This is a genomic window from Duganella sp. (assembly GCF_039595735.1).
Classification (GTDB): Bacteria; Pseudomonadota; Gammaproteobacteria; order Burkholderiales; family Burkholderiaceae_D; genus Rugamonas.
Genome location: NZ_JBCNLB010000001.1, coordinates 530188 through 544552 on the forward strand (window position 1 = coordinate 530188; position 14365 = coordinate 544552).

Annotated in this window: 15 protein-coding genes; 8 read left to right on the forward strand and 7 right to left on the reverse strand. The window is 66.1% G+C overall.

The window, feature by feature from the left end; genetic code table 11:
- The first annotated feature begins 9 nt into the window (after positions 1–9).
- From kdpC to kdpE, 3 genes are read left to right on the forward strand one after another with little or no spacing between them, the layout of a single operon-like run.
- A complete protein-coding gene (kdpC, locus tag ABDW57_RS02515; RefSeq protein ID WP_343728629.1) occupies positions 10–591 on the forward strand; it encodes a potassium-transporting ATPase subunit KdpC in 582 nt (193 codons plus the stop codon).
- A gap of 15 nt (positions 592–606) precedes the next feature.
- On the forward strand, positions 607–3645 hold the full coding sequence (locus ABDW57_RS02520) for a DUF4118 domain-containing protein (protein ID WP_343728630.1): 3039 nt from the start codon (positions 607–609) through the stop codon (positions 3643–3645).
- 5 nt (positions 3646–3650) lie between these two features.
- Complete coding sequence (gene kdpE / locus ABDW57_RS02525; RefSeq protein WP_343728631.1) at positions 3651–4349, forward strand: two-component system response regulator KdpE; 699 nt, start codon at positions 3651–3653, stop codon at positions 4347–4349.
- A 26-nt stretch (positions 4350–4375) separates the two neighbouring features.
- Here the strand turns inward: kdpE and ABDW57_RS02530 are convergent, their stop codons facing one another.
- The 3 genes from ABDW57_RS02530 to ABDW57_RS02540 are packed head-to-tail and all read right to left on the reverse strand — an operon-like array spanning position 4376 to position 6985.
- The gene (locus ABDW57_RS02530) at positions 4376–5545 is read right to left on the reverse strand and encodes a hypothetical protein (protein ID WP_343728632.1); all 1170 of its coding nucleotides are present in this window, start codon (positions 5543–5545) and stop codon (positions 4376–4378) included.
- 1 nt (position 5546) lies between these two features.
- Positions 5547–6140, reverse strand: coding sequence for a GNAT family protein (locus ABDW57_RS02535; protein WP_343728633.1), 594 nt, complete (start codon positions 6138–6140; stop codon positions 5547–5549).
- A complete protein-coding gene (locus ABDW57_RS02540; RefSeq protein ID WP_343728634.1) occupies positions 6137–6985 on the reverse strand; it encodes a MoxR family ATPase in 849 nt (282 codons plus the stop codon). The genes ABDW57_RS02535 and ABDW57_RS02540 overlap by 4 nt, the downstream gene beginning before the upstream one ends.
- Positions 6986–7177: 192 nt before the next feature.
- Between ABDW57_RS02540 and ABDW57_RS02545 the strand changes: the two genes are divergently transcribed.
- Both ABDW57_RS02545 and ABDW57_RS02550 read left to right on the forward strand, forming a co-directional pair.
- Positions 7178–7516, forward strand: a complete 339-nt coding sequence (locus tag ABDW57_RS02545; protein WP_343728635.1) for a cytochrome c — start codon at positions 7178–7180, stop codon at positions 7514–7516.
- Between the two features lie 11 nt (positions 7517–7527).
- Positions 7528–7872: a cytochrome c gene (locus ABDW57_RS02550; RefSeq protein ID WP_343728636.1), complete on the forward strand. Its 345-nt coding sequence runs from the start codon at positions 7528–7530 to the stop codon at positions 7870–7872.
- Between the two features lie 72 nt (positions 7873–7944).
- Here the strand turns inward: ABDW57_RS02550 and ABDW57_RS02555 are convergent, their stop codons facing one another.
- Positions 7945–8370 carry a DUF1841 family protein gene (locus tag ABDW57_RS02555; protein WP_343728637.1) on the reverse strand — a complete coding sequence of 142 codons (426 nt, stop codon included), beginning with the start codon at positions 8368–8370 and terminating at the stop codon, positions 7945–7947.
- A gap of 81 nt (positions 8371–8451) precedes the next feature.
- Between ABDW57_RS02555 and ABDW57_RS02560 the strand changes: the two genes are divergently transcribed.
- Positions 8452–9033 carry a malonic semialdehyde reductase gene (locus ABDW57_RS02560; RefSeq protein WP_343728638.1) on the forward strand — a complete coding sequence of 194 codons (582 nt, stop codon included), beginning with the start codon at positions 8452–8454 and terminating at the stop codon, positions 9031–9033.
- A gap of 40 nt (positions 9034–9073) precedes the next feature.
- Here ABDW57_RS02560 and ABDW57_RS02565 read toward each other — a convergent pair whose 3' ends face one another.
- A complete protein-coding gene (locus ABDW57_RS02565; protein WP_343728639.1) occupies positions 9074–9700 on the reverse strand; it encodes an RNA pyrophosphohydrolase in 627 nt (208 codons plus the stop codon).
- Between the two features lie 202 nt (positions 9701–9902).
- Between ABDW57_RS02565 and ABDW57_RS02570 the strand changes: the two genes are divergently transcribed.
- Together ABDW57_RS02570 and ABDW57_RS02575 are read left to right on the forward strand one after the other, a co-directional pair.
- Positions 9903–11639 (forward strand): proline--tRNA ligase, encoded by a 1737-nt coding sequence (locus tag ABDW57_RS02570; RefSeq protein WP_343728640.1) that lies wholly within the window; start codon positions 9903–9905, stop codon positions 11637–11639.
- A complete protein-coding gene (locus ABDW57_RS02575) occupies positions 11639–12232 on the forward strand; it encodes a lytic transglycosylase domain-containing protein (RefSeq protein ID WP_343728641.1) in 594 nt (197 codons plus the stop codon). Before ABDW57_RS02570 ends, ABDW57_RS02575 begins: the two co-directional genes overlap by 1 nt.
- Before the next feature lie 133 nt (positions 12233–12365).
- Here ABDW57_RS02575 and ABDW57_RS02580 read toward each other — a convergent pair whose 3' ends face one another.
- Positions 12366–12737 (reverse strand): SWIB/MDM2 domain-containing protein, encoded by a 372-nt coding sequence (locus tag ABDW57_RS02580; RefSeq protein WP_176644995.1) that lies wholly within the window; start codon positions 12735–12737, stop codon positions 12366–12368.
- A 180-nt stretch (positions 12738–12917) separates the two neighbouring features.
- Positions 12918–14285: a signal recognition particle protein gene (gene ffh, locus ABDW57_RS02585; protein WP_343728642.1), complete on the reverse strand. Its 1368-nt coding sequence runs from the start codon at positions 14283–14285 to the stop codon at positions 12918–12920.
- Positions 14286–14365: the final 80 nt, after the last annotated feature.

Below are 14365 nucleotides of genomic sequence, written 5' to 3' on the forward strand. Positions count from 1 at the left end.
GGAGCTAACATGACTTCCCAATTACGTCCTGCCCTCACCATCTTTGCCGTGCTGACCCTGATCTGCGGCGTGCTGTACCCGCTGGCCGTGACCGGCATCGGCGCGGCCGCCTTCCCGCAGCAGGCGGCCGGCAGCATCATTGAAGTGAACGGCCAGGCGGTCGGCTCGGCGCTGATCGGCCAGGCCTTCAGCGCGCCGCAATACTTCTGGGGCCGTCCCTCGGCCACCGGCCCGATGCCGAACAACGCGGCCGGCTCGGGCGGTTCCAACCTCGGCCCCAACAACCCGGCCCTGCTGGACGCCGTCAAGGGCCGCATCGCAGCGCTGCGCGCGGCCGATCCGGGCAACACGGCGGCCATCCCGGTCGACCTGGTGACCGCTTCGGCCAGCGGCCTCGATCCCGAGATCAGCGTGGCGGCCGCGCGCTACCAGGCCGGCCGCATCGCCGCCGCGCGCCACATCAGCCGCGAGCAGGTGCTGGCGCTGATCGCGCGCGCCACGCAGCCGCAGTGGCTGGGATTCCTGGGTGAGGCGCGCGTCAACGTGCTGGCGCTGAATCTGGCGCTGGAGCGCGCGCAAACGCGTAGCTGAGAGTAAAATCCGCGCATGGCCTTCCCCTCCGACCCCGTCCGCTCGCTGCCCGCACGCCCCGACCCTGACGCGCTGCTGGCGCAGGTGCAGGCGCAGGAGCGCCGCGCCGCGCGCGGCAAGCTGCGCATCTACTTCGGCGCCTCGGCCGGCGTCGGCAAGACCTACGCCATGCTGGCCGCCGCGCGCAAGCTGCAGGCCGAGGGCCAGCCGGTGCTGGTCGGCGTGGTCGAAACCCACGGCCGCGCCGACACCGCCGCCATGCTGGCCGGCCTGCCGCAGCTGGCGCCGCGCAGCGTGGCCTACCGCGGCAGGCAGTTGGCCGAATTCGACCTCGACGCCGCGCTGGCGCTGCAGCCGCCCCTGATCCTGATGGACGAACTGGCGCACACCAACGCGCCCGGCTCGCGCCACCCGAAGCGCTGGCAGGACGTCGACGAGCTGCTGGACGCCGGCATCGACGTGCTCACCACCGTCAACGTCCAGCACCTGGAAAGTCTGAACGACGTGGTGGGCGGCATCACCGGCATCCGCGTGGCCGAGACGGTGCCGGACACGGTGTTCGACCATGCCGACGAAGTGGTGCTGGTCGACCTGCCGGCCGACGAGCTGCTGGCGCGCCTGCAGGGCGGCAAGGTGTACCAGGCGGCGCAGGCCGAGCGCGCATCGAAGCACTTCTTCCGCAAAGGGAACCTGATCGCGCTGCGCGAGCTCGCGCTGCGGCGCACCGCCGACCGTATCGAGGGCGACGTGCGCGCCTACCGCGTGGAGCAATCGATTGCCGACATCTGGCAGACCGGCGCCGCGTTGCTGGCCTGCGTCGGCCCGCGCGCCGACGGCGAGCACACGGTGCGCAGCACGGCGCGCCTGGCCAGCCAGCTTGGCGCCGGCTGGCATGCGGTGTACGTCGAGACGCCGGCGCTGCAACGGCTGCCGGCCGCGCAGCGCGAGCAGATTCTGAAACACCTCAAGCTGGCCGAAGACCTGGGCGCCAGCACCGCGGTGCTGGCGGGGCAGGACATTGCCGCCACCGCGCTTGAGTACGCGCGCAGCCACAACCTGTCCAAGCTGGTGCTGGGGCGCGCCCACCGCAGCGCGTGGCAACCGTGGCGCGCGTCGCACCGCGCGCGGCTGGCGCAGTACGCGCCCGACCTCGACCTGATTGAAATCGGCGCCCCGCGCACCCCGCCGCGCGCCGCCAGCAGCAGCTCTGCCGCCGCGCACCACGCCGACGGCGCGGGGCAGGGCACGTGGCCCGGCGCATGGGGCGGGGCATGGGGCGCCGTCGCCGGTGACGTCGGTGGCGCTGGCGAGCGCGTGGCCGGCGACGGCGCGGCGCAGGCGGCACACGGCGCATCTGGCAGCGTCACTGAAGACGATGCCGTACGCGCTGCACGCGGCGCAGCGAACGGCGCCGACGCCATCGCCGGCGAGGCGGCCGTGCCGGCACGGCGCCGGCGCAAGGTCGGCTACCCCGTCGCGGCGGCGGCCAGCGTGGCGACCGCGCTGGCGGCCACGCCCTTGCTGGCCTACCTCGACCTGGCCAACATCGCCATGCTGTTTCTGCTGGTGGTGGTGCTGGTGGCGGTGCGTTACGGGCGCGGGCCGTCGGTGCTGGCCACCTGCGTCAGCGTGGCCTGCTTCGACTTCTTCTTCGTGCCGCCGCGCTTCACCTTTGCCGTCAGCGACTTCCAGTACCTGATCACCTTTGTGGTGATGCTGGCGGTCGGCCTGATCACCGGCCACCTGACAGCCGGCCTGCGCTTCCAGGCGCGCGTGGCGGCGCAGCGCGAACAGCGCGCCCGCGCGCTGTACGAATTCGCGCGCGAACTGTCCGGCGTGCTGCAGACCGAACAAATCTTCGACGCTACCCGCAGCGTGATCCAGCGCGCCTTCCGCGCGCGCGCCACGCTGCTGCTGCCGGACGCCGACGGCCGCTTGCAGCTGCCGCCGCAGGCCGCCGCCGAGCTGGCCGGCAGCGCGCCGCTGTCGGTGCTTGACATTGGCATCGCCCAGTGGGCCTACGACCGCGCCGAGCCGGCCGGGCTCGGCACCGGCACCCTGCCGGCCAGCCGCCTGTTCTACCTGCCGCTGGTGGCGCCGATGCGCACGCGCGGCGTGCTGGCGATCGAGCCGCAGCAGCGGCGCTGGATACTGATCCCGGAACAGCGCCAGCAACTGGACACCTTTGCCGCGCTGGCCGCCATCGCGCTCGAACGCGTGCACTACATCGACGTGGCGCAGGCAGCGCTGGTCAGCATGGAGTCCGAACGGCTGCGCAACTCGCTGCTGGCGGCGCTGTCGCACGACCTGCGCACGCCTTTGACCTCGCTGGTCGGCCTGTCCGAAGCGCTGGCGGGCTCGAAGCCGGCGCTGAGCGCAGCTCAGCTGGACAGCGCGCGCGCGCTGCACGACGAGGCGCTGCGCATGAGCACATTGGTGGCCAATCTGCTGGACATGGCGCGCATCCAGAGTGGCGAGGTCAAACTCCATCTGGAGTGGCAGCCGCTGGAGGAAGTGGTGGGCAGCGCCTTGCGCGCCAGTGCCACCCAGCTGCAGGGGCACCGCGTCAGTACCAAACTGCCGCCGGACCTGCCGCTGGTGCGCTACGATGCGGTGCTGATCGAGCGCGTGCTGGCCAACCTGCTGGAAAACGCCGCCAAATACACGCCGGCCAGCGCCCACATCGTCATCAGCGCGGCGCTGCACGGCGCCTGGCTGCAGGTGACCGTGGCCGACGACGGCCCGGGCCTGCCGCCGGGGCGCGCCGACATCCTGTTTGAAAAATTCACGCGCGGCGCGCGCGAATCGGCCAAGCCGGGCGTGGGGCTGGGGCTGGCGATCTGCCGCGCCATCGTCGAGGCGCACGGCGGCACGATCACGGCCGCCAGCGGCCAAGGCGCCGCCAGCGGCCAAGGCGCCGCCAACGACCAAGGCGCCGCCAGTGCGCCCGGTCGCGCAGGCGCCGGCCCGTCGGCGCTGGGCGGCGCGGCCTTCACCTTCACACTGCCGCTGGGCACACCACCGGCCATGCCGGACGAGGAACCTCATGAGTGATCAATATGACTGACACCGCGCCGACCGCTCTGCTGGTCGAAGACGAACCGCAAATCCGCCGCTTTGTGCGCGCCGCACTGGAAGAAGCGGGCTGGCAGGTGCACGAAGCGCCCGGTCTGCAGCGCGGCCTGATCGACGCCGGCACGCGCCAGCCCGACCTGATCGTGCTTGATCTGGGCCTGCCGGACGGCGACGGCGTCGACTTCGTGACCGACCTGCGCAAATGGTCGACGGTGCCGGTGATCGTGCTGTCGGCGCGCGTCAGCGAGACCGAGAAAATCCGCGCGCTGGACGCCGGCGCCGACGACTATCTGACCAAGCCATTCGGCACCGGCGAACTGCTGGCGCGGGTGCGCGCCACCCTGCGCCGCCAGCGCCAGCCGGCCGCCGCCAGCGATGGCCTGATCCGCTTCGGCGAGATTGCGCTCGACCTGCAGCAGCGGCGCGTCACCCGCAACGGCGAACAGGTGCACCTGACGCCGACCGAATACCGGCTGCTGGCGGTGCTGGCCGGGAATGCCAACCGCGTGATGACCAACCCGCAGCTGCTGCGCGCCGTATGGGGCCCGTCGCAGGCCGAGAACGGCCACTATCTGCGCATCTACATGGGCCACCTGCGCCACAAGCTGGAAGCCGATCCCACTCAGCCGCGCTACCTGCTGACCGAAACGGCGGTCGGCTACCGCCTGCAGCTGCCGGATTGAGCTACCCTGCTGGCCGCAGTGGGGGATTACTTGCTGAGCGTGCGCATGGCGCGTTCCAGGCCGTCCATGGTCAGCGGGAACATGCGGTGGTTCATCAACTGGCGGATAATGCCGACCGACTGGCGGTATTGCCAGATATGCTCCGGCTCCGGGTTGAGCCAGACGAATTTCGGGAAGGCCGCCGTGAAGCGCGCCAGCCAGGCGCTGCCCGCCTCCTCGTTGTTGTACTCCACCGAGCCGCCCGGCTGCAAAATCTCGTAGGGGCTCATGGTGGCGTCGCCGACAAAAATCAGCTTGGTGTCGGGCGGGTACTTGCGCAGCACGTCCCAGGTCGGGAAGCGCTCCGAATGGCGGCGCCGGTTGTTCTTCCACAGATGGTCGTACACGCAGTTGTGGAAGTAGAAGAACTCCATGTTCTTGAACTCCGACTTTGAGGCCGAGAACAGCTCCTCGGTGCGCTCGATATGGTCGTCCATGGTGCCGCCGACATCAAACAGCATCAGCACCTTGATATTGTTCTTGCGCTCCGGCTGCATCTTGATATCGAGGTATCCGGCGTTGCTGGCGGTGGCGCGGATGGTATCGTCCAGCGCCAGTTCCTCGGCCGCGCCCTGGCGCGCGAACTTGCGCAGGCGGCGCAACGCCACCTTGATATTGCGCGTGCCGATTTCGCGCTCGCCGTCATAGTCCTTGTAAGTACGGGCCTCCCACACCTTGACCGCGCTGCGGTTGCCGCCCTTGCCGCCGATGCGGATGCCTTCCGGATTGGTGCCGCCATGGCCGAAGGGCGAGGTGCCGCCGGTGCCGATCCACTTGCTGCCGCCCTCGTGGCGCTCCTTCTGCTCCTTGAGCAACTTGCGCAGCCGGTCTATCAGCTGGTCGTAGCCGAACTTTTCCAGCGCGTCGATCTGCTCGGGCGTCAGCTCGCGCTTCATGCGCTGCACCAGCCAGTCCAGCGGCACCGCGCCGTTTTCCTCAAAAGCCGCGCTGACGCCCTTGAAATACAGGCCGAAGGCGCGGTCGAACTTGTCGAAGTGGGCCTCGTCCTTGACCAGCGTCAGGCGCGCGAGATAGTAAAAGTCGTCCAGCGAGCCGCTGATGACCTGTTTTTGCATGGCTTCCAGCAGCGTCAGAAACTCCTTGATGGTGACCGGAATCCTGGCGTCCTTCAGCGTGAAGAAAAAATCGATCAGCATCTCAGCTCATCCCGTGCCGCGCCAGCTGGTAGCGCAGATGCGCCTTGATTTCCGGCCATTCGCCGGCGGCGATGCTGTACATGACGGTGTCGCGCACGGTGCCGTCGCGGCGCACGGCGTGGTGGCGCAGCACGCCATCCTTTTTGGCGCCGAGGCGCTCGATGGCCGCCTGCGAGGCGTGGTTGAAATTGTCAGTGCGCAGCCCCACCAGCGCCGCGCCCAGCGTTTCAAACGCATGCGTCATCAACAGCAGCTTGCAGGTGGTGTTGACGTGGGTGCGCTGCCAGCGCTTGGCGTACCAGGTGTAGCCGATCTCCAGCCGGCCGATGGCCGGCACGATATCGTGGTAGCTGGTGGTGCCGACCAGCGCGCCGCTGGCAACGTCGATCACGGCAAACGCCAGCCGGGTGGGGCGCTGCTCGCTGGCCTTGTAGATGTAGGCGTCGACCTCGTGCGGCTCGGGCACCGAGGTGACGCGCAGCTGCCACAGCTGGCCATCGCTGGCGGCCGCGCGCAGGCCATCGGCGTGGTGGGCGCCCAGCGGTTCCAGGCGCACGCCGTGCAGCTCCAGGGTGGTGGGCAGGATGGTGTTCATCGGTTGCTGCGCGACATGAAGACCAGACGCTCGAACAGATGGACATCCTGCTCGTTCTTCAGCAGCGCGCCGTGCAGCGGCGGCACGATGGCCTTGCTGTCCTGGCTGCGCAGCGCCGCCGGCGGAATGTCTTCCGCCATCAGGAGCTTGAGCCAGTCGAGGAATTCCGAGGTCGATGGCTTCTTCTTCAGACCCTGGACCTCGCGCAACTCGTAAAACGTCTGCAGCGCCTGTGCCAGCAACTCCTGCTTCAGGTGCGGGTAATGCACCTGAACGATCTGCGCCATGGTGTCGCGGTCGGGGAATTTGATGTAGTGGAAGAAGCAGCGGCGCAGGAAGGCGTCCGGCAGCTCCTTTTCATTGTTGGACGTGATGATCACCAGCGGCCGGTGGAGCGCGCGCACCATCTCGCGCGTCTCGTAGACATAGAACTCCATGCGATCCAGTTCGCGCAGCAGGTCGTTGGGGAACTCGATGTCGGCCTTGTCGATTTCATCGATCAGCAGCACCACCGGCGCCGGCGCGGTAAACGCCTGCCACAGCACCCCCTTGACGATGTAATTGTGGATATCGCGCACGCGCTCGTCGCCCAGCTGGGAGTCGCGCAGGCGCGAGACGGCGTCGTACTCGTACAGGCCCTGCTGCGCCTTGGTGGTCGACTTGACGTGCCACTGCAGCAGCGGCATGCCGAGCGCGGCGGCCACCTCCTCGGCCAGCATGGTCTTGCCGGTGCCCGGTTCGCCCTTGATCAGCAGCGGGCGTTGCAGGGTGAGGGCGGCGTTGACGGCCAGTTTCAGGTCGGCGGTGGCGACGTACTGGTCGGAACCTTCAAAACGAGCGTGCATGGGAATGTCCGGATAAATGCAACAGTATAGGGGGAAACGCTAGAGCCGGTGCTCGATAGCGCACGGCCGCTGTGTTGTTTCTGTAAAGTACTTGGGTTAGAATCCCTGCACAAATAGTACAAAAGTCAATATAGTGACACCGTGGTAGAAGTATCCGAGATAGCAGTATCCGATTACTTACTTAGAGACACCATGAAAAAACTCACCGCACTCCTCGTGCTGGCAGGCCTGTCGCAAATCGCCGTGGCGGCGGACCTTGTGGGCAATGCCCAGAACGCCAAGGCCAAGATAGAAATGTGCATCGGTTGCCACGGCATCCCCGGCTACAAGGCCACCTTCCCCGAAGTGTACCAAGTGCCGATGATTGGCGGCCAGTCGGCCAAGTACATCGAGAGCGCGCTGCAGGCGTACAAAAAAGGGGACCGCAAGCATCCGTCGATGAAGGGCATCGCGGCCAGCCTGTCGGACCAGGACATGGCCGACGTGGCGGCGTTCTACGCGCAGCAGACCCGCACCGCCGACCCGAAATGAGGACCGAGTTCATGAACAAACTGATTGCGGCCATCGGCCTGACCTGGATCGCTGCCGGCACTGCGCAGGCGGGCGGCAATGTGGACGCCGGCAAGGCGCTGACCGAGAAATACGCGTGCTTCAGCTGCCACGGCAAGGACTACAACACCCCGATCGACCCCAGCTATCCGAAGCTGGCCGGTCAGCACCGCGACTACCTGGCGCATGCGCTGACAGCCTACCAGCGCGGCGACGGCGCCAACGGCCGCAACAACGCCATCATGACCGGCCAGGTCAAGCCGCTGAGCAAGCAGGACATCCAGGACATCGCCGCCTACCTGCACAGCCTGCCCACCACGCTGGCCACCCACCGCTGAAATTCGGGGTCAGCTCTGTCAAATGGACATTTCGCGCGCGAAATGTCCATTTGACAGAGCTGACCCCGACGTTTACAGCCGGCGCCGGATGGCCTCAAGGTAGGCGGCGCCGTCGGGCGGGGTGCCGTTGCGCTGGGCGTTCCAGATCATCTCGCCCAGACATTCCATGATTTCATGCTGCGCCGCGTGCGCATCGTCCAGCTTGAGCGTGAGCGCGGTGGCCAGCGCGCGGATGCCGGGCGGCTGGTCGATCGAAATCTGTTCGTCGATCGACAGGTGCATGGACAGGTGCAGGAACGGATTGGCCTGCGCGCCCTCGACCCGGTAATCACGCGTCAGCGCGGTGTCGACGTCGCCCAGCACGTCGTGGTATTCGGGATGGTGGCCGATCCAGTCGGCCGCCATGGTTTCCAGCGGCGTCAGGATCTGGTTGGCGCGCTGCTTGCGGAAGGTCTCGCAGAAAAAGCGGCGCACATCGTCGGAAGAGGGATTAAACATGGCGCCATTGTACCTCTAGCGGAGGACCGGCGCGGGGCGCGGCTGGTATGATGCCAGCTCACCAACTTTTTTGCCCCGACCATGTTGAACCAATCCGCCCTCGACACGCTGTTCTACAACGCCCACACCCACAACGGCTGGCAAGACCGCCCGCTCAGCGACGCCCAGCTGCGCCAGCTGTACGACGCCCTGCGCTGGGCCCCGACCGCCGCCAACGGCGCGCCGGCGCGGCTGGTGTTCGTGCGCTCGCCCGAGGCCAAGGCCAGGCTGGCGCCGGCCCTGTCGGAAGGCAACCTGGCCAAGACCCTGGCGGCGCCGGTGACGGTGATCGTCGGCATGGACATGGAATTCTACGAAAAGCTGCCGCAGCTGTCGCCGGCGGTGGACGCGCGTGCCTGGTTCGCCGGCAATGACGCGGCGATCCAGTCCACCGCCTTCCGCAACTCGTCGCTGCAGGGCGGCTACCTGATCCTGGCGGCCCGTGCGCTGGGGCTGGACGTCGGCCCGATGTCCGGCTTTGACCACGCCCAGGTGGACGCGGCCTTCTTTGCCGGCAGCGCCGTCAAATCCAACTTCCTCTGCAACATCGGCTACGGCGACCCGGCCAAGATCCGCCCGCGCGCGCCGCGCCTGGCCTTCGACGAGGCCTGCCAGATCCTGTAAGCAAAAAAAACGGGACGGCCCAAGGCCGTCCCGTTGCCGCTTACTTCTTCTCCTCGGTGGCGCAGGCGGTGGCCGCAGCCGAGGCCTCGGCCGTGACCAGCGCCGGCGCCGCGGCCGGGCTGCCGTTGGCGCGCGGCGCATGCGGCTGGCGCAGGTAGCGCGAGCCGTGATGGCGGCGCTCGTGGCCGTTCGGCGGCCAGGTCAGGAAGCGTGACAGCTCCTGCAAGGCGCGCTGATAGACCTCGCGCTTGAATTCAATCACGACATCGAGCGGCACCCAGTAGTCATGCCAGCGCCAGGCGTCAAATTCCGGATGGTCGGTCAGGCGCAGGTTGACGTCGTTGTCCCGGGCGCACATGCGCAACAGGAACCAGATCTGCTTCTGGCCACGGTAATGGCCGCGGATTTCCCGCTTGATGAAATGGTCCGGCACCTCATAGCGCAGCCAGTCGCGGGTGCGACCGACAATCTTGACGTGCTCGGCCCGCAGACCGATTTCCTCTTCCAGCTCCCGGTACATCGCCTGTTCCGGCGTCTCTCCGTATTTGATGCCGCCTTGCGGAAACTGCCATGAGTGCTCGCGCACCCGCTTGCCCCACCACACCTCGTTATGGGCGTTCAGCAGGATGATGCCGACGTTGGGGCGGAACCCTTCCCGATCGAGCATATTGCACCTCAAACTTTCTGCGGCTGCGCTCCCGTCTTATATTTTTGTCCACAAAACAGCCGTCCACCGGCCATTTCCGGGTAGGAAATCGGTGCCGCGGCCTATTATTGAACGCATTTGTATAAAGTATGGACGCATCAGCCAGCTAATCCTTTAAAATTAGGTTGATTATAACCCTCTCTTTTTAAAAAGAATTCACCGTATGCGCGCGTCACGTTTTTTTATTTCCACGCTTAAAGAAGCACCTTCCGATGCCGAGATCGTCAGCCATCAGTTAATGATGCGCGCCGGCATGATCAAACGCCTGGGCTCGGGCATTTACACCTACATGCCGATGGGCCTGAAAATCATCCGCAAGGTGGAAGCCATCGTGCGCGAAGAAATGAACCAGTCCGGCGCCATCGAGCTGCTGATGCCCCTGATCCAGCCGGCCGAGCTGTGGCAAGAGACCGGCCGCTGGGACAAGATGGGGGCCGAACTGCTGCGCATCAAGGACCGCCACGGCCGCGAATTCGCGTTCCAGCCGACCGCCGAGGAAGTCATCACCGATGTTGTGCGTTCGGAAATTAAATCGTACCGCCAACTTCCGTTGAATTTTTACCACATTCAAACCAAATTCCGCGACGAGCGCCGCCCACGGTTCGGCCTGATGCGCGGGCGCGAGTTCACCATGAAGGATGCGTACTCGTTTGACCGCGACCAGGCCGGCATGCAGGCGTCGTACCAAATCATGTATGACGCCTACGTGCGCATTTTCAACCGCTTCGGTTTGAAGTTCCGTGCGGTAGCAGCCGATAACGGCGCCATCGGCGGCACCGGCTCGCACGAATTCCACGTGATTGCCGCCACCGGCGAGGATGCGCTGGTGTACTGCCCGAGCTCGGACTACGCGGCCAATATGGAAGCGGCCGAAGCGCTGCCGATCAACCCCACCCGTCCGGCCGCCACCCAGGCGCTGGCCAAGACCGCCACCCCGGACGCCACCAAGTGCGAGGCCGTGGCCGAGCTGCTCAAGCTGCCGTTGGCGCAAACCGTCAAGACCATCGCCCTGACCGTCGAGAGCGAAAAAGACGGCAAACCGGCTAAACAGTATTTCATGTTGCTGTTGCGCGGCGACCACGAACTGAACGAGATCAAGGTCGGCAAGGTGCCGGGGCTGGCGGCGCACCGCTTCTCGACCGAAGCGGAAATCCTGGAAGTGTACGGCACCGTGCCGGGCTATCTGGGGCCGATCGGCACCCAGGCGCCGGTCACCGTGGTGGCCGACCGCACCGTGGCCAACATGGCCGACTTCGTGTGCGGCGCCAACGACGCCGGCTACCATTACACCGGCGCCAACTGGGGGCGCGACTGCGCCGAGCCGGCCATCGTGGCCGACCTGCGCAATGTGGTCGAGGGCGACGCCTCGCCGGACGGCCAGGGCGTGCTGGCGATCGAGCGCGGCATCGAAGTCGGCCACGTGTTCCAGCTCGGCACGGCCTACTCGGAAGCCATGAAAGCCACTTTCCTGGATGAAAACGGCAAGCCGGCGCCGCTGCAGATGGGCTGCTACGGCATCGGCATCACCCGCATCCTGGGCGCCGCCATCGAGCAGAACTACGACGACAAGGGCATCATCTGGCCGACGTCGCTGGCGCCGTTCGAGCTGGTGCTGTGCCCGATGGGCATGGACCGCAGCGAGGCAGTCAAGGAGGCAGCCGAAAAGCTGTACGCCGACGCGCTGGCGGCCGGCATCGACGTCATCATCGACGACCGCGGCCACCGTCCGGGCCAGATGTTCGCCGACTGGGAACTGATCGGCGTGCCGCACCGGGTGGTGATTGGCGAGCGTGGTCTGAAGGACGGCAATCTGGAATACCAGGGCCGCCGCGACAGCGAAGCGACCGCCGTGCCGGTGGCCGAGGCGCTGGCCCTCATCCAGGGCAAACTGGCGCAGTGATGTACGCGCGCTGGGCGGCGCTGCTGCTGGCGCTGGCCGCAGCGAGCGCGCCGGTGCTGGCCGGCAACCAGAAGGAAGAAGCGCTGGCCGACGCGGTGCGGCTGGCGCTGTCGAACGCCATCAAGGACGCCACGCCGCCGACGCCGACCTTCCGCAATCCGTCCGACCAGGCGCGCTACCGCAACTGGCTGGACACCATGTCCGCGCGCCTGAAGCGCAAACTGCCGGACGACCAGACCCGCAACGAATTGCTGGCCACCGTGTGGTACGAGGCGCGCCGCGCCGGGCTGGAGCCGGGGCTGGTGCTGGGGCTGATCCAGGTGGAATCGGCGTACCGCAAATATGCGGTGTCGATCGTGGGGGCGCGCGGCTACATGCAAGTGATGCCGTTCTGGACCAATGTGATCGGCGACCGCAACCGGCGCGCCCTGTTCGACATGCAGACCAATCTGCGTTACGGCTGCTCGATCCTGCGCATGTACCTGGACATGGAGGCGGGCAACCTGTATCTGGCGCTGGGCCGCTACAACGGCAGCCGCGGCAAGCCGGACTACCCGAACGCCGTGCTGGCGGCATGGAACAACTGGAAATAAACTCCGGGGTCAGGTCCGTCATTTCTACACGGCCTCTGCCGTAGCGGGACGCTACGGCAGAGGCCGTGTAGAAATGACGGACCTGACCCCGGAGTAAAAAAACCGGGGAGGCCCCGGTTTTTTTTTCGTCTGATTATTTCAGGTGGTCCGAAATCAGTTTGGTCATTTCGAACATGGAGACTTGGGCTTTGCCGCCGAATACGGCTTTCAGTTTGTCGTCGGCATTGATGTTGCGACGGTTGGTCGGGTCTTGCAGGTCGTGCTTTTTGATGTAGTCCCAGACTTTCTTGGTCACTTCGGTGCGCGGCAGGGCGGTGGCGCCGACGATGGCGGCCAGCGAAGCGGAGGGCGTCATCGCTTTCATGAAAGCGGCGTTCGGCTTGCGGGCGGCAGGTGCTTTTTTCGCGGCTGGTTTGGCTGCTGGTTTTACGGGTGCTGCTGCTTTCTTCGCGGCGGGCTTGGCCGCCGGTTTCTTAGCTGGTGCTGCTTTTTTGGCTGTTGCCATATTCGAGCCTCCTTAACGAACACATGGAAAATTGCGCAATTGATCGCACCGGCTAATATTGGTGGGGATTTAACCAGTACGCAACTGTTTTTTGCGTTTTTTCCCGGAAACACCACGTAAACCCGGGGCATCGCCCCGGTTTACCCGGTTTTCCCCGTGCGGCAGGCCGTTTGCAGCGCCTTAGCGCAGCCCCGGCATCATGCCCTTCATGGCGCGCATCATCTTCATCATGCCGCCGCCGGAGAGCTTTTTCATCATGGTCTGCATCTGCTCGAACTGGTTCAGCATGCGGTTGACTTCCTGCACCTGGACGCCAGCGCCGGCCGCGATGCGGCGCTTGCGGGTGGCTTTGATCAGCTCCGGCTTGGCGCGTTCGGCCGGGGTCATGGCGTCGATGATGCCGACCATGCGCCGCACCTGCTTGTCGGCCTGGTCCATGTTGGCGTTGCCGGCCGCCTGCTGGAACTGCGCCGGCAGCTTGTCCACCAGGCTGGCCATGCCGCCCATTTTCTTCATCTGGCCCAGCTGCGCCTTGAAGTCGTTCATGTCGAACTTGCCGCCCGACTTGACCTTGGCCGCCAGATCGGCGGCCGCCTTGGCGTCCACGCCCTTGCGGGCTTCTTCCACCAGCGCCAGGATGTCGCCCATGCCCAGCACGCGGTTGGCCATGCGCGCCGGGTCGAACGCTTCCAGGCCGTCCAGCTTTTCCGAGACGCCGGCAAACTTGATCGGCTTGCCGGTAATGTGGCGCACCGACAGCGCCGCGCCGCCGCGCGAGTCGCCGTCCAGCTTGGTCAGCACGATGCCGGTCAGCGGCAGGGCGTCGTTGAAGGCCTTGGCGGTGTTGATGGCGTCCTGGCCCAGCATGGCGTCGACCACGAACAGGGTTTCCACCGGCTTGACCGCGCCGTGCACGGCGGCGATCTCTTGCATCATCTGTTCATCGATGCCGAGACGGCCGGCGGTGTCGATGATCAGCACGTCGTGGTAGTGCTTTTTGGCCCAGTCCAGCGCGGCCAGCGCGATGTCGACCGGCTTGTCCTGCGCGGTGGACGGGAAGAAGTCGGCGCCGACCTGGGCGGTCACCGACTGCAGCTGGGCGATCGCGGCCGGCCGATACACGTCGGCCGACACCGTCAGCACTTTCTTTTTCTTTTCTTCTTTTAAATACTTGGCCAGCTTGCCGACGGTGGTGGTCTTACCCACGCCCTGCAGGCCGGCCATCAGGATGATGGCGGGCGGCTGCTGGGCAAAGCTCAGCTGCGCCGCTTCCGGGCCGAGGTCGGCGCCCATGATGGCGGCCAGCTCGCGCTGCACCACGCCGACCAGCGCCTGGCCCGGCGACAGCGAGGAAATCACTTCCTCGCCGAGGGCTTTTTCTTTGACGCGGGCGATGAATTCGCGCACGGCCGGCAGGGCAACGTCGGCCTCCAGCAGCGCCATGCGCACTTCGCGCAGCATTTCGGCGGTGTTGGCTTCGGTCAGGCGAGCCTCGCCGCGCATGGTTTTCACCACTTTGGCAAGGCGTTGGGTCAGATTGTCTAGCATGGTCGGCCTACTCATTAGAATGCATAAGCCGGCAAAGCGCCGGCGGAGTCCAGCATTTTACCTTATACCGTCGGCACCAG